The sequence below is a fragment of the Winslowiella iniecta genome (assembly GCF_001267535.1).
GTDB classification, from domain to species: domain Bacteria; phylum Pseudomonadota; class Gammaproteobacteria; order Enterobacterales; family Enterobacteriaceae; genus Erwinia; species Erwinia iniecta.
In genome coordinates this window covers 15,294-36,981 of record NZ_JRXE01000022.1, presented here as the reverse complement: position 1 = coordinate 36,981, position 21,688 = coordinate 15,294, and the positions used below count along the sequence as shown (strand labels likewise).

Annotated in this window: 18 protein-coding genes and 4 tRNA genes; 4 read left to right on the top strand and 18 right to left on the bottom strand. The window is 53.5% G+C overall.

Translation table 11 applies throughout. The features are described 5' to 3' along the window. The first annotated feature begins 31 nt into the window (after positions 1–31). Both hemX and hemY read left to right on the top strand, forming a co-directional pair. Positions 32–1,201 (top strand): uroporphyrinogen-III C-methyltransferase, encoded by a 1,170-nt coding sequence (gene hemX / locus NG42_RS15595; RefSeq protein WP_052900636.1) that lies wholly within the window; start codon positions 32–34, stop codon positions 1,199–1,201. Positions 1,202–1,203: 2 nt separating this feature from the next. Beyond that, positions 1,204–2,394, top strand: a complete 1,191-nt coding sequence (hemY, locus tag NG42_RS15590) for a protoheme IX biogenesis protein HemY (protein WP_052900554.1) — start codon at positions 1,204–1,206, stop codon at positions 2,392–2,394. A gap of 626 nt (positions 2,395–3,020) precedes the next feature. Here the strand turns inward: hemY and NG42_RS15585 are convergent. From NG42_RS15585 to trxA, 18 genes are all read right to left on the bottom strand, one after another. After that, a tRNA-Pro gene (locus NG42_RS15585) sits at positions 3,021–3,097 on the bottom strand. Positions 3,098–3,129: 32 nt separating this feature from the next. Continuing rightward, positions 3,130–3,216 (bottom strand) — tRNA-Leu (locus NG42_RS15580). 16 nt (positions 3,217–3,232) lie between these two features. Then, positions 3,233–3,308, bottom strand: a tRNA-His gene (locus NG42_RS15575). A gap of 77 nt (positions 3,309–3,385) precedes the next feature. Further along, positions 3,386–3,462, bottom strand: a tRNA-Arg gene (locus NG42_RS15570). A gap of 169 nt (positions 3,463–3,631) precedes the next feature. Continuing rightward, entirely contained in the window at positions 3,632–4,372 is a 741-nt protein-coding gene (gene wecG / locus NG42_RS15565) for a lipopolysaccharide N-acetylmannosaminouronosyltransferase (RefSeq protein ID WP_052900553.1), read from the bottom strand. A 44-nt stretch (positions 4,373–4,416) separates the two neighbouring features. After that, positions 4,417–5,769 carry an ECA oligosaccharide polymerase gene (gene wzyE, locus NG42_RS15560; protein WP_052900552.1) on the bottom strand — a complete coding sequence of 451 codons (1,353 nt, stop codon included), beginning with the start codon at positions 5,767–5,769 and terminating at the stop codon, positions 4,417–4,419. After that, positions 5,766–6,839 (bottom strand): TDP-N-acetylfucosamine:lipid II N-acetylfucosaminyltransferase, encoded by a 1,074-nt coding sequence (locus NG42_RS15555; RefSeq protein ID WP_052900551.1) that lies wholly within the window; start codon positions 6,837–6,839, stop codon positions 5,766–5,768. The genes wzyE and NG42_RS15555 overlap by 4 nt, the downstream gene beginning before the upstream one ends. Then, entirely contained in the window at positions 6,836–8,086 is a 1,251-nt protein-coding gene (gene wzxE, locus NG42_RS15550) for a lipid III flippase WzxE (protein ID WP_052900547.1), read from the bottom strand. Before wzxE ends, NG42_RS15555 begins: the two co-directional genes overlap by 4 nt. Before the next feature lies 1 nt (position 8,087). Then, a complete protein-coding gene (gene rffA / locus NG42_RS15545) occupies positions 8,088–9,218 on the bottom strand; it encodes a dTDP-4-amino-4,6-dideoxygalactose transaminase (protein WP_052900545.1) in 1,131 nt (376 codons plus the stop codon). A gap of 4 nt (positions 9,219–9,222) precedes the next feature. Beyond that, on the bottom strand, positions 9,223–9,915 hold the full coding sequence (gene rffC / locus NG42_RS15540) for a dTDP-4-amino-4,6-dideoxy-D-galactose acyltransferase (RefSeq protein WP_052900543.1): 693 nt from the start codon (positions 9,913–9,915) through the stop codon (positions 9,223–9,225). Then, a complete protein-coding gene (rfbA, locus tag NG42_RS15535; RefSeq protein ID WP_052900541.1) occupies positions 9,893–10,774 on the bottom strand; it encodes a glucose-1-phosphate thymidylyltransferase RfbA in 882 nt (293 codons plus the stop codon). The genes rffC and rfbA overlap by 23 nt, the downstream gene beginning before the upstream one ends. 23 nt (positions 10,775–10,797) lie before the next feature. Further along, complete coding sequence (gene rffG, locus NG42_RS15530) at positions 10,798–11,865, bottom strand: dTDP-glucose 4,6-dehydratase (RefSeq protein WP_052900539.1); 1,068 nt, start codon at positions 11,863–11,865, stop codon at positions 10,798–10,800. Then, positions 11,862–13,124, bottom strand: coding sequence for a UDP-N-acetyl-D-mannosamine dehydrogenase (wecC, locus tag NG42_RS15525; protein WP_052900537.1), 1,263 nt, complete (start codon positions 13,122–13,124; stop codon positions 11,862–11,864). Before wecC ends, rffG begins: the two co-directional genes overlap by 4 nt. After that, positions 13,121–14,251, bottom strand: coding sequence for a non-hydrolyzing UDP-N-acetylglucosamine 2-epimerase (gene wecB / locus NG42_RS15520; protein ID WP_052900536.1), 1,131 nt, complete (start codon positions 14,249–14,251; stop codon positions 13,121–13,123). The genes wecC and wecB overlap by 4 nt, the downstream gene beginning before the upstream one ends. Positions 14,252–14,303: 52 nt before the next feature. Next, positions 14,304–15,356 (bottom strand): ECA polysaccharide chain length modulation protein, encoded by a 1,053-nt coding sequence (wzzE, locus tag NG42_RS15515; RefSeq protein WP_072133250.1) that lies wholly within the window; start codon positions 15,354–15,356, stop codon positions 14,304–14,306. Between the two features lie 21 nt (positions 15,357–15,377). After that, positions 15,378–16,475, bottom strand: a complete 1,098-nt coding sequence (wecA, locus tag NG42_RS15510) for a UDP-N-acetylglucosamine--undecaprenyl-phosphate N-acetylglucosaminephosphotransferase (RefSeq protein ID WP_052900535.1) — start codon at positions 16,473–16,475, stop codon at positions 15,378–15,380. A gap of 349 nt (positions 16,476–16,824) precedes the next feature. Further along, positions 16,825–18,084 carry a transcription termination factor Rho gene (gene rho, locus NG42_RS15505; protein ID WP_052900533.1) on the bottom strand — a complete coding sequence of 420 codons (1,260 nt, stop codon included), beginning with the start codon at positions 18,082–18,084 and terminating at the stop codon, positions 16,825–16,827. A gap of 364 nt (positions 18,085–18,448) precedes the next feature. Next, on the bottom strand, positions 18,449–18,781 hold the full coding sequence (gene trxA / locus NG42_RS15500) for a thioredoxin TrxA (RefSeq protein ID WP_052900532.1): 333 nt from the start codon (positions 18,779–18,781) through the stop codon (positions 18,449–18,451). A gap of 117 nt (positions 18,782–18,898) precedes the next feature. Between trxA and rhlB the strand changes: the two genes are divergently transcribed. Further along, entirely contained in the window at positions 18,899–20,194 is a 1,296-nt protein-coding gene (rhlB, locus tag NG42_RS15495; RefSeq protein WP_052900531.1) for an ATP-dependent RNA helicase RhlB, read from the top strand. A 7-nt stretch (positions 20,195–20,201) separates the two neighbouring features. Continuing rightward, entirely contained in the window at positions 20,202–21,686 is a 1,485-nt protein-coding gene (gene gppA / locus NG42_RS15490; protein ID WP_052900530.1) for a guanosine-5'-triphosphate,3'-diphosphate diphosphatase, read from the top strand. Positions 21,687–21,688: the final 2 nt, after the last annotated feature.

Here is a 21,688-nt window from a genome sequence, read left to right as displayed (position 1 = left end):
TACAATAAACTTTAATATGGGATGTGCCACAATGACGGAACAAAAAGACTCCTCCGCCATGGTTGAAGAGACCACCCCAGCGGTAGAAACAACCACGTCACCGGAAGAAAAACCGCCACGCAAGTCAAAGAACAGCGGCGCGGTGTTGGGTGCCGTGGCGATTGTTATCGCGCTGGCGCTGGGCACCGGGCTGTATATTAATGCCAGACACCAGGCTCAGGCCCAGACTGACGCCAGTCAGGCACTGGCCGATCGGCTGGCCGCACTGCAGCAGCAAGCGGATAATGATAAGCAGCAGCTAAGTGAGCAACTTAAGACGCAAACCAGCGCGTTGCAGACCGCGCGCGATCGCCAGGCCGCCAGCGAAAAACAGCTGGATGAGCTGAAAGAAAAAGTCACCACCATTTCCGGCAACGATGCGCGTACCTGGCTGCTGGCGCAGGCGGACTACCTGGTAAAACTGGCGGGCCGCAAACTGTGGAGCGATCAGGATGTCACCACCGCCGCTGCGCTGCTGAAAAGCGCCGATGTCAGCCTGGCCGATATGAACGATCCCAGCCTGATTGAAGTGCGTCGCGCACTGACGCAGGATATCAGCAACCTGTCGTCGGTCAGTCAGGTCGATTACGACGGCATTATTCTGAAGCTGAATCAGCTGTCGAACGGCGTTGATAATTTACGTCTGGCTGATAACGATAACGACGACTCGCCAATGGATGCCGATGGCGGCGAGCTCTCCTCTTCGCTGCGTGAGTGGCGTCAGAACCTGGTAAAAAGCTGGCACAAATTTATGGATGATTTTATTACCGTCCGTCGTCGTGATAATACCGCCGAACCGCTGCTGGCACCGAATCAGGAAGTCTATCTGCGTGAGAATATTCGCTCGCGCCTGCTGATTGCCGCCCAGGCGGTACCGCGCCATCAGAATGAGATCTATAAACAGTCGATTGATACCGTCTCAACCTGGGTCCGCGCCTGGTATGACACCAATGACGCCAGTACCAAAGCCTTCCTGGCGCAGCTGGATGAATTAAGCCAGCAGACGGTGGCGATGGATGTGCCGGATACGCTGGAGAGCCAGCCGATGCTGGATAAACTGATGCAGACGCGGGTACGCAATCTGCTGGCGCAGCCGTCAGGCGATCAGCAGCAGCAGCAGCAGCAGCAGCAGCAGCAGCAGCAGCAGCAGCAGGGAGAATAAGCATGCTTAAAGTCCTTTTGCTTTTTCTTTTGCTGATTGCCGGCGTGGTAATTGGCCCGATGATCGCAGGTCATCAGGGATACGTACTGATTCAGACCGATAACTGGAATATCGAAACCAGTGTCACCGGTCTGGTGATCATTTTGATCCTCGCGCTGCTGGTGATCCTGGCCGTGGAGTGGCTGTTACGCCGTATTTTCCGCACCGGTGCCAAAACGCGTGGCTGGTTCTTAGGGCGCAAACGCAGCCGGGCGCGTAAACAGACGCAGGCCGCGCTGGTAAAGCTGGCGGAAGGCGACTACAAGCAAGTTGAAAAACTGCTGTCGCGCAATGCCGACCATGCTGAGCAGCCGGTGGTGAACTATCTGCTAGCGGCGGAAGCGGCACAGCAACGCGGTGATGAAATGCGGGCCAATCAGCATCTGGAGCGCGCATCGGAACTGGCCGGAAGCGATCAGCTGCCGGTAGAAATCACCCGCGTGCGCATTCAGCTGGCACGGCATGAAGATCATGCGGCACGTCATGGCATCGATCGTCTGCTGGAAGTGGCTCCGCGCCATCCGGAAGTGTTGCGCCTGGCGGAACAAGCTTATATTCGTACCGGCGCATGGGGCTCGCTGCTGGATATTCTTCATCCGATGGAGAAAGCCCAGGTCAGCGATGAAGCACACCGTAGCGCGCTGCAACAGCAGGCGTGGTTAGGCCTGATGAATCAGGCGATGGCCGAGCAAGGCAGCGAAGGTCTGAAGCGCTGGTGGCAGGATCAGAGTCGCAAAACCCGCCATGAAAAGGCATTGCAGGTGGCAATGGCGGATCATCTGATTGAATGTGACGATCATGACACAGCGCAGAGCATCGTGCTGGATGGACTGAAACGCCAGTATGACGAACGTCTGGTGCTGCTGATGCCGCGCCTGAAAACCGGCAATCCGGAGCAGCTGGAAAAAGCGCTGCGCCAGCAGATTAAGCAACACGGTGCCACTCCCCTGCTGCACAGCACGCTGGGACAGCTGTTGATGAAACACGGTGAATGGCAACAGGCCAGCGAAGCGTTTCGTGAAGCACTGAAACAGCGTCCTGACGCCTTTGATTACGCGTGGCTGGCTGACAGCCTTGATCGCCAGCATAAGCCGGAAGAAGCGGCAGAGATGCGACGTGACGGGTTACTGCTGACGTTGAAGAATAATCCTTAAGCGGATTAACGGGCGGCGAGTATACCGCCCTGACAACCCATTAAGGGGCGACGTTTACGTCGCCCCTTTTTTCATTCAGGCAAAAAAAAACACCTGCCAAAATGGCAGGTGTAAATATCAGATCGGTAAGACAACCGATTGGTACCAGACTCAACGTAATGTCCTGTGAATCCAATAAGGTGAATCACGATATTGGCTGGCTGGACAACTGGCACCGTAAAATGGCTCTGCGTCATTCCCAGGTTTATGAAGCATTCGCAAACATAAGAGGTGGAATGAGCATCTACATAATCAGTATTGCATATTCCATGCCAGAATTGCACTTATCATGGCAATGACTTATTAACTGATTAATTCTTATCGCATTAATGATTAACAGGTCGGCGAAAACCACTGTGACGACTGTCGTTAAATGGCTACAGCCCGCCGGAATGACGTCGCTATATGACGACAACGACAGTTTAAAATTAAAAAACAATTTATAAACAATGAGTTAAATGTCTCTTAATTGAGACAATGAAGGGATTTTTTTACCCGATGGCTAATAATTTTCTAAACACCAGGCAATATGCGTCGTCCGGACGCCAGACGCAAAAAACCCCGCTAAAAAGCGGGGTTTCGAAATATGGTCGGCGAGAGAGGATTCGAACCTCCGACCCACTGGTCCCAAACCAGTTGCGCTACCAAGCTGCGCTACTCGCCGATATGTACTGCTCACAACTCATGGATTTTGTTTGGTGCGAAGAGAGGGACTTGAACCCTCACGTCCGTTAAGACACTAACACCTGAAGCTAGCGCGTCTACCAATTCCGCCACCTTCGCATACCGTAACAAAATCTGGGGTGGCTAATGGGACTCGAACCCACGACAACTGGAATCACAATCCAGGGCTCTACCAACTGAGCTATAGCCACCACATCTTACTGCCTGTACTACTTACTACCGGAAACGCGATAAATATTACCACCGCAGCTCTTGCGCACAAAGTAAATGGCGCGCCCGACAGGATTCGAACCTGAGACCTCTGCCTCCGGAGGGCAGCGCTCTATCCAGCTGAGCTACGGGCGCGTAGCGCCGTTGCGGATGTGCATACTACGGATGTGAGCCGATCCTGTCCAGTGCTTTTTTCACAAAAAAAACGCGTTTGCTTACGCTTTGTGCATTCCGTCGAAACAACAGGCGTTTTTCGCCTTTTTTGCTGGTTAATTAAGCACGCTTCTGCAAGGCGAACAGGAAATTACAGCTGACCACGATAATGATAGTTGAGATATTTCAGCAGTCTGAGCTGGCGACGTAGCCGGCTCGGCTGCAAAATCAGGCGATACAGCCACTCTAAGCCCATATTTTGCCAGACCAGCGGCGCACGCTTTACATGACCGGTAAACACGTCGTAGGTACCGCCTACTCCCATATACAGCGCATCCGGCCAGAAAGCTTTGCAATCACGCATCAGCACTTCCTGTTTTGGCGAGCCCATAGCGACGGTAACAATTTTTGCGCCACTGGCGCGAATGCGGTGAAACAACGCCTCACGATCGGACGGCGCAAAGTAGCCATCCTGGCTGCCGACAATATTGACGTTCCACTGGCGGCGTAACTTCTCTTCCGTTTGCGCCAGAATCTCCGGTTTACCGCCAATCAGGAACACCGGCGTCGCTTCACGCCCGGCGCGTTCCATCAACGCTTCCCATAAGTTCGCGCCGGGAACCCGCGTGACATCAGCCTGTGGGTACTTTTTGCGGATAGAACGAACAATGCTGATGCCATCGGCGTATTTATACTCCGCGTCATCAATCAGCTTGTGCATCTCGCTATCGCTTTCCGCCGTCAGCACCTTTTCTGCATTGATGGCGACCAGCGTGCCGGTCTTCAGCCGATTATCGCCATAGAGAAAATCGAGGCATTGCGCCATATCGCGAAAACCATACAACGACAAACCGCGAATTTGATACTGCGGCGCAGCAGAGGTCACTTCCATTACCTTTCCCTTACTTCATTCCGGCAAATGCACCGGGAGAGAATTTATTGTTGTATTGCCGGATGAACTGCCGCACGCCGGAAGCGCTGACGAATCAATCCCGCACGATCAAATAACCAATAAAGGAGTTTAGCCATTACCACGCAGGCACCAAAAATGATGCAGAAAAACACCACGCGCGAGGCGAAGGCATCGACGCCTTCGCGGGCCAGCACAATCATGTTAAACACCGCGCCAAAGCAGAAGCTTTGCAGGATAGCGGCCTTATAGCGGTTGCTTTCCGCTTTACCCAGTTCGTACAACCAGTCGAACCATTTGATAATCATGCCGACCGCGACCGCACCGAGCGGGATAAATGCTGCGCCGCCCATCACCACCAGCGAGCCAAGCAGCGTCGGTGAGATCGCCAGCCCTGAATGGTTGTTCAGCACTTCCCAGGTAAAGTAGTTGCCGCTGTTGAGCACAATGCCCGGACGCTCTGGCCATAGCCAGCTGGGAATAAACACGTAGAAGTCGCGCACAATCGGTGCCAGCCCCTGGAAATCAATCTTGTCGTAGTTTTGCAGTAACAGACCAAGGTTTTCCCACGGCGAAAAGGTATCGCGCGTCAGATAGAGGAAGGTATAAAACGCTTCGGCACCGCTGACATCAAGGTTATAGCGCCGTAACGCCAGCCAGAACATGCCGACGATTCCCATCATACCGGCGACCGCCAGCATCCACAGCGTAATCCAGCCACGAATAATGCCGATAAACAGGAACAGGGCAAAGGCGATAATGATATTGGCGCGCGTACCGCCAACAATCACATAAGTCAGCAGGCCAAATGCCACGGTACTGACGAGGAAAAACAACCAGGCGCGCGAGTCCTGACGCAGGAAGTACACCACCAGCATCGCCGGGATAAAGAAGTAGAAAAAGCGCTTCAGCGCGACACCCGAGACATCGCTGGAGAAGATCTGGCTGTAAGTATGCAGCCGGAACAGCAGGAAACCGTTATGCATAAAGAACACCGCAACGGTGCCCAGCGCCACCAGCGCCAGCATCAGCCAGGTGAGATGGGTTTCAACACGGTTCATGCTGAATACCGGTCGCCGGGGTGACCGGTCTGCCGCGCGCAAACGGGTTTTGTAGCTGACGTAATAGATACCATAGAAACAGCTGGCCGCCAGCATTGCCTGCAACAGGTATTCCGCTGGCACCACATTGACGTCAAACTGAAATACCAGAATGCAGGTCAGCGGGAAACCAAAGTAGAACGTCAGTAAAAACAGCAGCGAGAAGAAGACGTTAAAGTTGAAACGCACGCGGCGAAATTCACGAAATGTCAGCGTGAGAATAAATCCGACCGACAGCAGATACACCACCAGCAAGCCACTAAATTGCATCAGGCTCATGCCATCTCTCCTTCAGCCAGCGTTAACGCCTGTTGCCAGCCCGCAATAAATGCCGGATCGAAAAAGGCGATGCCGGGCTTGTCCAGCAAGCTTAACTGGCGACGCGCCTCATTCACGCTTCTCTTATCCAGATCATCGCCGCTAAACAACACCGGCACCTGCTGCTCGGCCAAATCCTGCCAGAACGGGTTTTCACGGCTCAGCACAAAGGGCACGTTGGCCTGGATCAGTAAACATAAGGTGCCGATACCCTGCTGACGGCGGAAAATAAAGTAACCGAGATCGCAGCGGGCAATCAGCTGCAAATAGTCATTAAATTCCAGTTTATCGGTTAACAGCTGCAAGCTATCCGCGCTGAACAACGCTTCTGCCGCCTGCCGCACGCGGTCAATATAGGGCTGATTATTCGCCGGATAGCCCAGCGGAATCACCACTTTTATCTTGTCGCCAAACTGCTGGTTCAGCGCCTGCAACGCTTCGATATGGCGATTACTCGCGTCACCCGAGTTGCCCACCAGCACGGTAAATGGCCGCTCAGCCTGATCGTGCTGCGGAACCTGATTCTGCATCCGCGTCGGGAAGTAGAGCAGTGATGACGGCGTGTCGGGGTGGCGCTGATGATAATGGTTAATATCGCCGCGAGTGGCAAACAGATGGCCGACCTTACCCTGCGCCCGGCGGCGCAGCAGATAAAACAGCCGGAACTTCAGGCTGGATGACTCTTCATACAGATCTGCGCCCCAGGCATGCCAGTACACCTGCGACGACTTAATTTTTCCGCGCAATATCGCCAGCCACAGCTGAGGATTGAACTGACCGTGCAGGAAAAAGCGTGTCTGTCGCTGCTGCGCCCGTTGGATAACCGCCTGAGCCAGCATTTTTTTGCTGGCAAACAGCTCGATATTCAGCGCGCTAAACGCAGAGAATGCACTGCCATCGCTGGCTACCACCATAAAATGGCGGGCGTCGGCAGCCGGCTGTCTGACGCTTAGCACATCATTAAAAAAGCGCAGTACCGTAAGGTTGTGATGGGGAATATCCGATCCCAGTACGTGAATCAGTGTAGTCATACTCGTCGACGATAAATGATGAAAGCGCTGCAACACAGCGCAAAATAAACCACATAGGTTGCCAGATAGGCTTGTGCCGCCCCGGTTGCGCCATGTAGCGGAATCAATAAACGTGAAAATGCCGTGAGTAAAATAAACTGGCTGATTTCAGTTAAAATGTAGAAACGTAATGACGCCTTAGCGATGACCAGATAACCGAAGACGTAAGAGGCGACTTTCAGCACATCACCCGGCAACTGCCAGGCAAACAGGTCGCGCATACCGCTAAACTGGCTGGAAAACAGCAGCCAGATGGCGAAGTCGCGCAACAGCCAGACGCAGAAACTGACCGCCGCCACCGCCGGAATCACAAAGCGCAGCGCACGCAGGATCTCTGCGGAGATTTCCGCTTTCGTCTTCAGCCGCGACAGGGTTGGCAACAGCCAGACGCTGAACGTGGCGGTGATAAATTGCAGATAAGCGTCGGAAATACTGGTGACACCCTGCCATAAACCCACCTCTTCCCAGCTGTAATGCGCCGCCAGCAGGTTACGCATCATCACCCAGGCCACCGGCAAGGTCACCGACGTGATTAACGCCATCAGGGTAAATTTACCGAGATTGCGCGCCAGTTCACTGTGCCACTGTGGCAACAAATAGCGCATCGGCAGATGGTCGCGTTTTGCCAGCAGCAGCGCCGCAGGCACCACCACCAGCGCCGGAACCAGCGCCAGCCCGACCAACGCGCCGCTGTAGCCGCCAACTCGGTAACAGGCGTAATAGGCGACGACACCAATCAGGCTGCCAATTATCAGCGCCAGCGCGTTACCCATCGCATCGCGAAAGCCTTTCATGATCGCCAGCGACAGGTTGGCCCAGGCAATGCCCATTTGCAGGAACGCCACGATGCGCACCACCTGCTGATAATCCGCATGGCCAAACAGCCCGATACTGATCGGCTTCGCTGCCAGCAGGAAAACCACCGCCAGCAGCGTCGAGAAGCCCAGCACCATGGTTGATGCAGTACCGGTCGCCGCCCGCAGTTGCTCAGGCTGCTGTTGATACTCTGCAACGTATTTGGTAATACCGTTAAAAATGCCGGCACCTGCCAGCACGCCCAGCACAGTAATCAGTTGGCGGAAATTACCCGCCTGCCCGACACCGCTCGGCCCGTATGACACGGCCAGCAGCTTGACCACCAGCAATCCGGCAGCGATTTTTACCAGTGTCGACGCCGCGGTCCACACTGAGGCTTTAGCCAGTGACATATCAGGAAAAGAAGCTCAGTAGCGAATTGATAACCGTATGCTGGTTATTGTCCGATAAATTGTAAAACAGCGGCAGACGCAGCAGGCGCTCACTTTCCGGAGTAGTGAAACGGTCATCGCCCGCAAAACGGCCAAAACGCTTGCCCGCCGGTGACGAATGCAGCGGAATATAGTGGAACACCGCGAGGATTTCCGCTTCCTTCAGCCAGTCAATTAACGCCTGACGCTCTTGCTGGTCGCGCAGCTTGATGTAAAACATATGCGCATTCTGCTGACAGTCGGCCGGGACGGAAGGCAGCGTAATACGACCACTGTCGGCCAGCGGTTGCAGCGCATCGTAGTAGTGCTGCCACAGGCTGAGGCGCTGATGATTAATCTTCGTCGCCGCTTCCAGTTGCGCCCATAACCAGGCGGCCTGGAGGTCCGACATCAGATAACTCGAACCGATATCGCGCCAGGTATATTTATCCACCTGCCCGCGGAAGAACTGGCTGCGGTTGGTGCCTTTTTCGCGAATAATTTCCGCACGCTCAACCAGCGATGCATCATTAATCAGCGTGGCACCGCCTTCCCCGCCCGCGGTGTAGTTTTTGGTTTCATGGAAGCTGAAGCAGCCAATATGGCCGATACTGCCGAGCGCCTTACCTTTGTAAGTCGACATCACGCCCTGCGCGGCATCCTCAATCACAAACAGCTTATACTGTTGTGCCAGCGCCATAATCGCGTCCATTTCACAGGCAACCCCGGCGTAATGCACCGGCACGATGGCGCGAGTTTTCTCAGTGATCGCCGCTTCAATCAATGTCTCATCGATATTCATGGTGTCTGGCCGCACATCGACAAATACGATGGTGGCACCGCGCAGCACAAAGGCGTTCGCCGTTGAAACAAAGGTGTAGCTCGGCATAATCACTTCATCGCCGGGCTGAATATCAATCAGTATCGCGGCCATCTCCAGCGAAGCGGTACAGGATGGCGTCAGCAGCACTTTTTTGCTGCCGAAATGTTGCTCCATCCACTGCTGACAACGACGTGTAAAGCCGCCATCACCGCACAGCTTGCCGCTGGCCATGGCTGACTGCATATATTCGATTTCGGTTCCGACTATCGGTGGCGCATTAAATGGAATCATTGGGTTACCTGTATAGCCAGTAAGCGGTGCTGTCGAGACTGGCACCGCTTGCAAGATAGAGCCGCAGTGCGGCGAGATTGCTCAGTTGAGTTGCCACGCGTAAACGCGTCAGTCGACGCGCCTGGCACCAGTCCGCTGCGGCCTGAACCAGCCGCTTGCCGACCCCTTTGCCACGCGCTTGTGGCAAGGTTGCCAGCAGGCCGATACGCGCTTCACCGTCGCTTAATTCACGTAGTGACACAAAACCTTCCATTGCCCCTGCTTCATCCATTGCCAGCAGGCACTGATGATCGAAGCTGCCGCGTACCGCATTTTCAATCCACTGCGCATAAAAGCGCCCACTGTCACCCGGCTGATACCAGGGCGCGCGGAAACGGCTTTGTGCAAAGGCTTCGCTGGCCACCGCGCGCAGCTGTGCAATATGCTCAGTACGTGCAATACGAATGCCAGATTGCCGCTGCGTGCCGCTGATGGTCAGTGATAAATCGGCTTCGCCTTCCACTAACTGAAAGCCAAGCGCGCTCAGGGCATCAATTTCGGCCGTCTGCTGGCTGTGGAGTTTGGCCTGTACCACATCAAAGGCCGTCAGTTGTTCAGAACTGAGTGGCTGCGGCACGCTAAAGTCCAGCAGCCCACTGTTAAGTGCGAAAAAGCTGTTTTCCCACTCAAGGGGTTTAATACTGGCGAGGACGGGCATGCAGCAGATCCAACAGGTATTTACCATAGCCGGTTTTCACCAGCGCTTCGGCGGCACGACGCACGCCCTCATCATCCAGCCAGCCGTTGCGCCAGCCAATCTCTTCCAGACAGGCAATTTTAAAGCCCTGACGTTTTTCCACCGTCTGCACAAAGGTGCTGGCTTCAATCAGGCTGTCGTGGGTGCCGGTATCCAGCCAGGCAAAACCGCGTCCCAGCAGCTCAACCGTCAGCTCACCGCGCTCAAGGTACATCTGATTGATCGAAGTAATTTCCAGTTCGCCGCGCGCGGAAGGTTTGACCTGTTTGGCAAACTCCACCACCTGATTGTCATAGAAATAGAGTCCGGTCACTGCCCAGTTGGATTTCGGCTGTTGCGGCTTCTCTTCCAGCGACAACGCACGGAAATTCTCGTCAAATTCGACGACGCCAAAACGCTCCGGATCCATCACCTGATAACCAAATACCGTCGCGCCCTGGGTGCGCGCTGCAACATTGCGCAGTTTCGGACTAAATCCCTGTCCAAAATAGATATTATCGCCCAGCACCAGACAGCAAGCGTCGTCACCGATAAACTCTTCACCAATAATAAAGGCCTGTGCCAGACCGTCAGGATTCGGCTGTTCGGCATAGTGCAGATGAATACCAAACTCGTCGCCGTTACCCAGCAGATTCTGATACTGCGCCTTATCCTGCGGCGTGGTGATAATCATGATGTCGCGAATACCCGCCAGCATCAGTACTGACAGCGGGTAATAAATCATCGGCTTATCGTAAACCGGCAACAGTTGCTTCGAAATACCCCGGGTGATGGGATGCAGACGCGTGCCAGAACCGCCTGCCAGAATGATACCTTTCATCGCCTGCTCCTTCTCTGTTGCGTTTACCGGGACAAGCCAAGACGTTCGAGCTTGTAGCTGCCATTCAGAATGTTTTGCCACCAGCTTTCATTGGCTAAAAACCAGCTGACGGTTTTGCGCATGCCGCTTTCGAATGTCTCCTGTGGCCGCCAGCCGAGCTCGCGATCGATTTTGCTGGCATCAATCGCATAGCGTAAATCATGGCCCGGACGGTCGGTAACAAAGGTGATCAAATCACGGTAATGACTGATGCCCGCCGGTTTTTCCGGTGCCAGCTCTTCCAGCAGCGCGCACAGTGTTTCAACCACTTCAATATTACGGCGTTCATTATGCCCACCGATATTGTAGGTCTCGCCAACGCGGCCCTGCGTCATCACCCGATACAGTGCGCGCGCATGGTCTTCCACGTACAGCCAGTCACGAATTTGTCCACCGTTGCCATATACCGGCAGCGGTTTACCGGCCAGCGCGTTGATGATCATCAGCGGAATCAGTTTTTCCGGAAAGTGATACGGGCCGTAATTATTTGAGCAGTTGGTGATGACCACCGGCAAACCGTAAGTACGCAACCAGGCGCGAACCAGATGATCGCTGCTGGCTTTACTGGCCGAATAGGGGCTGCTCGGCGCATAAGGAGTGCTTTCGGTAAACAGCGCGTCGCCATCGTGCAGGTCGCCAAACACTTCATCGGTTGAGATATGGTGGAAGATAAACGCGGCTTTCTTTGCATCGTCCAGTGCCGACCAGTAGTGACGTGCCGCTTCTAACAGCTGATAAGTGCCGACGATATTGGTTTCAATAAAGGCGACCGGGCCATCAATCGAGCGATCAACATGGCTTTCTGCGGCAAGATGCATAATGGCATCAGGCTGATACTGGGCGATAACCCGGTCCAGCGCCGCACGGTCACAAATATCAACCTGCTCAAAGGCCAAGCGCGGGTCATCCGCAACCGGTGCCAGCGAGGCCAGATTTCCGGCATAGCTCAGTTTGTCGACGATAACCACGCAATCTTCGGTTTCCGTGAGGATATGCCTTACCACGGCTGAACCAATAAATCCGGCACCGCCGGTGACAAGAATGCGTTTCAACGCCAGACTCCTTTAGTATCAACAATCCACGGCTGGTTAATTTGCGCGCCATCAATCGCTTTAAATTGTTGATGATCCACCAGCATCACCAGCACGTCGGCATGCTGTAAGGCGGTCTCCATTGAGACCAGCGTTGCTTCGTTTGCCAGTTTTTCCGGAATGCTCTTCACATTCGGCTCCACCACCCAGGTTTCACCGGCATTCCAGTCAGCGACCAGATGGGCGACCGACATCGCCGGGCTTTCGCGCAGATCGTCAATATTCGGTTTAAATGCCAGACCAAAACAGGCCACTTTCAGCTCACTGGCACGCTTGTCGCTGTGTGCCAGGCAATCTGCCACCGTGCGCTTGACCTGATCCAGCACCCAGTGTGGTTTACCGTCGTTCACTTCGCGGGCGGTGCGAATCAGTCGCGCCTGCGTCGGATTTTGTGCCACGATAAACCACGGATCCACCGCGATGCAGTGACCACCAACGCCCGGCCCCGGCTGCAAAATATTCACGCGCGGGTGGCGATTCGCCAGTGCAATCAGTTCCCAGACGTTAATCCCCTGATCGGCACAAATCAGGGAAAGCTCATTGGCAAACGCAATGTTAACGTCGCGGAAACTGTTTTCCGTCAGCTTACACATCTCTGCGGTGCGCGCATTGGTGATCACGCACTCCCCTTCAAGGAAAATGTTATACAGTTCGCTGGCACGCGCCGAGCAGACCGGTGACATGCCGCCGATGACCCGATCATTTTTGATCAGTTCGACCATCACCTGACCCGGCAATACGCGCTCCGGGCAGTAGGCAATATTGATATCGGCCTGCTCGCCAGCCTGCTGCGGGAAGGTTAAATCGGGGCGGGCTTCCGCCAGCCATTCCGCCATTTGCTCGGTAGCGCCGACCGGCGAGGTGGATTCGAGAATCACCAAATCGCCCTTTTTCAGTACTTCCGCCAGCGACAGCGCCGCCGCCTGCACGTAACACATATCCGGCTGATGATCGCCTTTAAACGGTGTTGGCACCGCAATCAAAAAGGCGTCGGCCGCCGTCGGTTTAAGCGCGGCCTGCAACCAGCCGCCTTCCACCGCGCTTTTCACTACGCGGTCAAGATCGGGTTCGACAATATGAATTTCGCCGCGATTAATGGTATCCACTGCACGCTGATTAATATCAATGCCAATTACTTTTTTCTGGTGTGAGGCAAAAGCGGCGGCGGTTGGCAGGCCAATATAGCCCAGACCAATAACTGAAATAATATTAAAACTCATAGGGTTACTCGATTATTTTTCAGAGCCTGTACGATGCGCTCGCAGGCATGACCATCACCATAAGGATTATGCGCGCGACTCATCGCGTGGTATTCATCTTCGTCGGTCAGCAGGCGGTTGACTTCGGACACAATCCGCTCAACATCGGTGCCCACCAGACGAACCGTACCGGCATCAACCGCTTCAGGTCGCTCGGTGGTGTCACGCATCACCAACACCGGTTTGCCCAGCGATGGCGCTTCTTCCTGAATGCCGCCGGAGTCAGTAAGAATCAGCCATGAGCGCTGCATCAGCCAGACGAATGGCAAATACTCTTGCGGCTCGATCAACGCGATATTATCGATATCTTTCAGGATACGATTGACCGGCTCGCTGACGTTGGGATTGAGATGAACCGGATAGACAATTTGCGCTTCCGGATGCAGGCGGGCGATTTCCGCCAGCGCGTGGCAGATTCGCTCAAAACCTTCGCCAAAGCTTTCGCGACGATGGCCGGTGACCAGAATCATTTTCTTATCCGCCTGTAAAAACGGATAGCGGCTGGCAAGATTCTCGCATGACGCGTCATCTTTCAGCACCTGATCCCGAACCCAGAACAGTGCGTCAATCACCGTATTACCGGTGACAAAAACGCGTTCAGCGGGCAGGTTTTCGCGCAGCAAATTCTGCCGTGAATTTTCGGTCGGCGTAAAATGTAAACTGGCTAAATGGCCGGTGAGTTTGCGGTTGCCCTCTTCTGGCCAGGGAGACCAGAGATCGCCAGTACGCAGTCCGGCTTCAACGTGACCCACCGGAATTCGATGATAGAAAGCAGCAAGGCTGGCGGCCATCGTGGTGGTGGTATCGCCATGCACCAGGATTACATCTGGTTTAAAATCAGCAAAAACCGCTTTTAAACCTTCCAGAATATGACAGGTAATTTCGGTCAGTCCCTGCTCAGGACGCATAATATTCAGGTCGTAATCCGGCGTCAGCGAAAACAATCGCAGCACCTGGTCCAGCATCTCACGATGCTGGGCGGTGACACAGAGACGCGAGTCAATTTGCGGATCCTGAGATAAGGCATGGACCAGCGGCGCCATTTTAATGGCTTCCGGACGCGTGCCGAAAACAGTCAATACTTTCACTGTAGCTCTCTTAATTCGTCTGCCGTAAGTACGGAATCAGGTAAGCGCGCGATTAAGCGCGTGGTCGACGTACCAGCGCAACGCCTGCGCCAATTAGCGCACCCACTGCACCCCACATAATCATTAAGAACAGGCGACGCGGACTGTCGCGCTTAACAGGCTCTTCCGGCGTCCGCAGATAGCGATAAGTCTGGAACTTGGCATCCAGCGTCGGCCCGACATCCAGTGTCGACAGCATCGCTCTGTTTTGATCGTAATCCAGATCGTAGCTCGGGCCGCTGGCCTCAAGGTTTTCTAAACGCGCCTGCAACATCGGGCGTCCCAGCAGGAACAGTTCGGAATCGGGTAATTGCTCAGAAGGGGTGTCAGTTTTGGTCTGATTAATCCCTTGCTGCTGAGCAATTTTCAGCCCCTGCTGCACCGCATTAATCTGGCGATCGTAAATCGCCTTCGCAACCGCTTCCTGACGTTTAACCTGCGCTTTTAGCTGAATCGTGCGCGCTGCCCAGGCACCGGTCAGCTCTTCATTAAGATGACGCGCAGAACGCTGGCTGGCAAAGGCGACATACTGACGCAGCAGGTTGTTGGCATCTGCCGCCGTTTCAGCCACCAGTCTGACAGTATCATTGATATTTTTTGTCGCATCGGCGGCAGTAAACTGGATGTTATTGACCATTTCATCCAGCAGGGCGGCATCATTTTTGCTGTTGCCACTTTTACGGTGCTGGTAGTAATCGGTCTGCAGCCAGAAGTCGCGGCGCGTGTCATAAGCTGACAGCTGCATCGCAAACTCCTGGTAGGCGTCTTCCATCACCGTGGGTTGCGGCGCAACCGCCATGGAACTGGTACGCGCATCGAGGTTACGCAGAAACTGTTGCTGGGAGTAGTAACCACCGAGCATATTGACCGTCGGGCGGTCAGTAATCGCCGTGGTGCTCCACTCCTGCTTCACCAACAGTGAATAAATAAAGGCGACAGCGATAAACAGTAACGCCAGACCGATAATCCATGGTTTGCCTCGCCATAGCGTGCAGCAAAGACCGCGAATATCTAACTCATTATCCACAGTGGCCGATCGTGACAAAGCTTCAGGTTCTGTTTTCATGGCGTCCTTTACCTGTTTTATTCAGGAAATGTTTTTATTGGCACTCGAGTTGCGCATTCTGCGCTTCATACGTTTAATAAATCGCGCCACTCGCCAGGCACGTTTTATGCAGTAGCCATACAAAGCAAATGCAAGCAAGAACAATGCCAACATCACCCATTCAGGAATAAATTTTAGATATTCGCCCATCACTCCAATTCCCGCCAACAGCGCGGCTGCCAGCGTGATCAGCACAAAAGCCTGACGAGAGGTAAAACCTGCTCGCATGATCAAGTGATGGATGTGCTGACGATCGGCAGAGAACGGGCTCATCCCCTTACGCAACCGGCGGTACATAATGGCAATCATGTCCATCAGCGGAATCGCAATCAGCCACAGTGCAGTTACCGGCGTAATCGGATGCGTTTCACCCTGCGTGGTTTCCAGTAAAATCCAGATAATTGTGAAACCAATCAGCGTACTGCCCGCGTCTCCCATAAACACTTTATAGCGTCTTCCAAAGGTGCCGAGATTCAGCAGGATATAAGGCACAATGGCCGCGATCATGGCAAAGCACCACATCGCCAGACTGAGCTGACCGTCAATAAACAGGATGATGCCGATGGCGGCAAAGGTCACGCACGACAGCCCGCCCAGCAGACCGTCAATGCCGTCCACCATATTGAAGGCGTTAATTGCCGCCCACACTGCAAACAGCGTCAGTACATAACCAAATGGCCCGACGACCAGCTCCCAGGATCCAAAAATATGGCCGAGACTGAGCAGGTAAAGATTACCGTAATACATCATCACAATCGCAATCAGCGCCTGAACCGAGGCACGCAGCTTCACGCTAATATCATAGCGATCGTCCAGTGCACCGATCAGCACCAGCACGCCAGCACAGCTGAGATAGAGCCAGGCATGCGGAACATAGTAATTGGTGATCAAAAAGGTAAAGCAAATCCCTGCATAGACTGAGATACCACCGACAAGTGGGATCACGCCCTGATGGCGTTTACGGTAGTTTGGCTTGTCCACCAGTCCAATTTTTTTAGCTACTTTTCGCGCAAAAAACAGAAATACCAGTGAAAACAGAAAGATTGAAGCAAGCTCAGTACTCATCGTGAGTAAATTCACATTAACAGCTCTCAGCAAAGAATCTCAGGTCAACATGCAATATATATGCAAAAGTCATACCCGATTCTGAAATCCTGCAATGGCGAAGGGCAAATACTTTAACGCTATCCTTGCCATCATTTTATATGCGGGCTCGGGGCCCGTTTGAACAGTTAACCGCGATTTCCGTAAACATTCCATCAGTGAAAACTGAAAGAAAGCGCCACGGAGAAGGGCTAATTTTAATCCAGATTAAGATCACATCTACTACGGTGCTACCCGAGCAATCCCTCGGGCACCACATATCGTATAGCCCATAAACGAAAAACGCCACGTCTGAGCGTGGCGATTTATGGGATTTTTCTGTTTTTTAGGAGCGCTTCATCATATCGAAGAATTCGTCGTTGGTTTTGGTCATCGCCAACTTATTGATGAGGAACTCCATCGCATCGATCTCACCCATCGGGTGAATAATCTTGCGCAGGATCCACATTTTCTGCAGCTCTTCCTGGGAAGTCAGCAGCTCTTCTTTACGGGTACCGGAGCGGTTGTAGTCGATTGCCGGGAAGACGCGTTTTTCAGCAATTTTACGGGCGAGATGCAGCTCCATGTTACCGGTGCCTTTAAACTCTTCGTAAATTACTTCATCCATCTTCGAACCGGTATCGACCAGCGCGGTCGCGATGATGGTCAGGCTTCCGCCCTCTTCCACGTTACGCGCAGCACCGAAGAAACGCTTCGGACGATGCAGGGCGTTAGCATCCACACCACCGGTTAACACTTTACCGGAAGCCGGTACTACGGTGTTATAAGCACGTGCCAGACGAGTAATGGAGTCAAGCAGGATGATGACATCTTTCTTGTGCTCAACCAGACGCTTGGCTTTCTCGATAACCATCTCGGCAACTTGCACGTGCCGTGATGCCGGCTCATCAAAGGTAGAAGCAATCACTTCACCCTTAACCAGACGCTGCATTTCGGTCACTTCTTCCGGACGTTCGTCGATCAGCAATACCATCAGCACACAATCAGGATGATTGTAGGCAATGCTCTGCGCAATGTTCTGCAGCAGCATGGTTTTACCCGCTTTTGGCGGTGCGACGATCAAACCACGCTGACCACGACCGATTGGCGAAGCCAGGTCGAGTACACGTGCGGTTAAATCTTCGGTAGAACCATTACCACGCTCCATACGCAGACGCGAGTTAGCGTGCAGCGGCGTTAGGTTCTCAAACAGAATTTTGCTACGCGCGTTTTCGGGTTTGTCGTAGTTAACCTCATTAACCTTCAGCAGTGCAAAATAACGCTCGCCCTCTTTTGGCGGACGAATCTTGCCTGAAATGGTATCACCAGTGCGGAGGTTAAAACGGCGGATTTGGCTGGGAGAAACGTAGATATCATCGGGACCGGCGAGGTAGGAGCTGTCTCCAGAACGGAGGAAACCAAATCCGTCCTGCAATATCTCCAACACGCCATCGCCGAAGATATCTTCGCCACTTTTTGCATGCTGCTTAAGGATGGCGAAAATAATGTCCTGTTTGCGCATGCGGGCCAGGTTTTCCAGCCCCATATTTTCGCCGAGAGTTATCAGATCAGAAACCGGCGTATTTTTTAATTCGGTAAGATTCATAATGGTGGGTTCTTAAACTCGGGGTAAATCTCGAAATGATTGTCGTGAAAGGTATGGCAATATCGTCCATGCCTGTTTTATGGCACTGTTTCCGTTGTCCGCTCGGCGATCATTTGCAGGAAAATGCTGATCTGAAAACGAGGAGACGGTTGGAACGCGATGCCGGAAATTATTGATGCTAACCGTCAGATTGCTGAATGCCTGGTTATTTCAGTGCGAAATACAGTGCTCAACAAGGGAAAATCTAAGATTCAAACTACCAGGTAAGTAAGTTTGCAATGCAGTAAAAGTAACTTAGCACGCTTAAAGCCGGGCGTCTAGCGGTCTGCATAAAATTAAGAAGACCGCCAGAGCCGACCAGGGTTTAGCCCAGATTTGAGTCCAGGAACTCTTTCAGCTGGCCTTTAGACAGTGCGCCAACTTTCGTTGCTGCCACTTCACCGTTTTTGAATAACAACAGTGTCGGGATACCGCGAATACCGTACTTAGGCGCAGTGCCTGGGTTTTCGTCGATATTCAGCTTGGCGATGGTCAGCTTACCTTCGTACTCGTCAGCGACTTCATCCAGAATCGGTGCAATCATTTTGCATGGGCCACACCACTCTGCCCAGAAATCAACCAGCGTTAAACCTTCGGCTTTCAGGACGTCGGTTTCGAAGCTGTCATCGGTCAGGTGAACAATTTTATCGCTGCTCATGTCTTACTCCACAAGATTATGCCTGGCTGGTTGGCGTAAAATCTGCCAACTTAGGTTGACTTTATTTCACCGGATACGCTTTCGTAAAGCAATAGTAAGCTGATATTCTACCACACTATGAGCAAAACACACTTAACCGAACAGAAGTTTTCCGACTTCGCCCTGCACCCTCAGGTCATTGAAGCTCTTGAAAGTAAAGGGTTTCATAACTGCACGCCTATCCAGGCGCTCGCATTACCTTTCACGCTCGAAGGGCGTGATGTAGCAGGTCAGGCGCAAACCGGTACCGGCAAAACGATGGCGTTTCTGACGTCAACGTTCCATCATCTTCTTTCTCACCCGGCTGCAGAAGGTCGCCAGGTGAATCAACCGCGCGCGCTAATCATGGCTCCGACGCGTGAACTGGCCGTGCAAATCCATGCCGACGCCGAACCTCTGACCAAGTCTACCGGCCTGAAATTAGGTCTGGCTTACGGCGGTGATGGTTACGATAAACAGCTTAAAGTGCTGGAAAGCGGCGTGGACGTGCTGATTGGTACCACCGGTCGTCTGATCGATTATGCCAAACAGAACCATATCAACCTCGGCGCCATTCAGGTCGTGGTACTCGATGAAGCCGATCGCATGTTCGATCTTGGCTTTATTAAAGACATCCGTTGGTTATTCCGCCGTATGCCGGCCACCAACCAGCGCCTTAATATGCTGTTCTCCGCCACCCTCTCCTGGCGCGTTCGTGAGCTCGCTTTCGAACATATGAATAACGCCGAGTATATTGAAGTCGAGCCAGAGCAAAAAACCGGCCACCGCATTCAGGAAGAGCTGTTCTACCCTTCTAACGAAGAAAAGATGCGTTTGTTACAGACGCTGCTGGAAGAAGAGTGGCCAGATCGTGCCATCGTGTTTGCCAACACCAAGCACCGCTGTGAAGACGTCTGGGGCCACCTGGCTGCCGACGGACATCGCGTCGGTTTGCTGACCGGTGATGTGGCGCAGAAAAAACGCCTGCGTATCCTTGAGGATTTCACTAAAGGTGACGTGGATATCCTGGTAGCGACCGATGTTGCTGCGCGTGGTTTACATATTCCTGCCGTGACTCACGTGTTCAACTACGACTTACCTGACGATCGCGAAGACTATGTGCACCGTATCGGCCGTACCGGTCGTGCTGGCGCCAGTGGTCACTCGATTAGCCTCGCCTGTGAAGAGTACGCACTCAACCTGCCGGCAATCGAAGAGTATATCGGCCACAACATTCCGGTCAGCAAATACAACAGCGATGCGCTGATGACCGATCTACCGCCGCCGAAGCGCTTAACGCGTAATCGTTCAGGCAATGGCCCGCGTCGTGGTGGTAATAATAATAACCGCCGTGGTAGTGCGCCGCGTAACAATAACCGTAAACGTTCGAGTTAAGCCAGCCATGCTAAGCGCCTCATCACTCTATGCTGCGATAGATCTCGGGTCTAACAGTTTTCATATGTTGGTGGTGCGCGAGGTGGCGGGTAATATCCAGACCGTTGCGCGTATAAAGCGTAAAGTGCGTCTCGCGGCGGGTCTTGACCCGGAAAATCATCTGTCTGATGAAGCGATGGCGCGCGGCTGGCAGTGTCTGAAACTGTTTTCCGAGCAGTTACAGGACATTCCCCCGGAGCAGATTCGCGTAGTGGCGACCGCCACGCTGCGACTGGCAGCCAATGCGGATGCTTTTTTGCAAACCGCGGGGGACATTCTGGGTTGCCCGATTAACGTGATCACCGGCGAAGAAGAGGCCCGCCTGATTTATCAGGGTGTTGCTCATACGACCGGTGGTTCCGATCGTCGTTTAGTGGTGGATATTGGCGGTGGCAGTACTGAACTGGTCACTGGCAATGGCTCACAGGCTACCTCGTTGTTCAGTCTGCCAATGGGTTGTGTCACCTGGCTGGAGCGCTACTTCGCCGATCGCCATCTGGGCAAGGCGAATTTTGAGCAGGCCGAACAGGCGGCTCGCGCCATGATTCAGCCGATTGCCGACACCCTGCGAACTCACGGCTGGCAGGTGTGCGTAGGGGCTTCCGGCACCGTTCAGGCGTTGCAGGAAATAATGGTGGCGCAGGGAATGGATGAACGCATCACCCTGAGTAAACTTCAGCAGCTAAAACAGCGCGCCATTCAGTGTGGCAAGCTGGAAGAGCTGGAAATTGAAGGACTTACGCTGGAACGTGCGCTGGTATTTCCGAGTGGCTTATCGATTTTGATCGCCATTTTTCAGGAGCTGAATATTGAAAGCATGTTGCTGGCGGGCGGCGCACTGCGCGAAGGCCTGGTGTATGGCATGCTGCATCTGCCCATTGACCGCGATATTCGCAGCCGTACGCTGCAAAATATTCAGCGCCGTTTTACCATTGATGCCGAACAGGCAGAACGCGTGCGCCAGCTGGCGGAAAGTTTTTCCCGCCAGGTGAGCCAGCAGTGGAAGCTGGATGAACGATGTCGGGAACTGCTGGAAAGCGCCACTCTGATCCACGAAATTGGCCTCAGCGTCGATTTTAAACAAGCACCCCAGCATGCCGCTTATTTAGTTCGTCATCTTGACCTGCCTGGCTTCACTCCCGCTCAGAAAAAACTGCTGGCAACGTTGCTACAAAATCAGGGAAACAGCATCGATCTGGCACTATTGAGCCAACAAAATGCCGTGCCGCCACGTATGGCAGAGCGCCTGTGCCGACTGCTGCGTTTAGCGATTATTTTCGCCAGCCGCCGTCGTGACGACACCCTGCCGGCGGTGCGATTGCAGGCTGATGATGATACTTTGCATCTGACCTTACCGGCTGGCTGGCTGGAGGCGCATCCGTTACGCGCTGAATTGCTCGAACAGGAAAGTCACTGGCAGAGTTATGTTCACTGGCCGCTGACGATTTCCTGAGA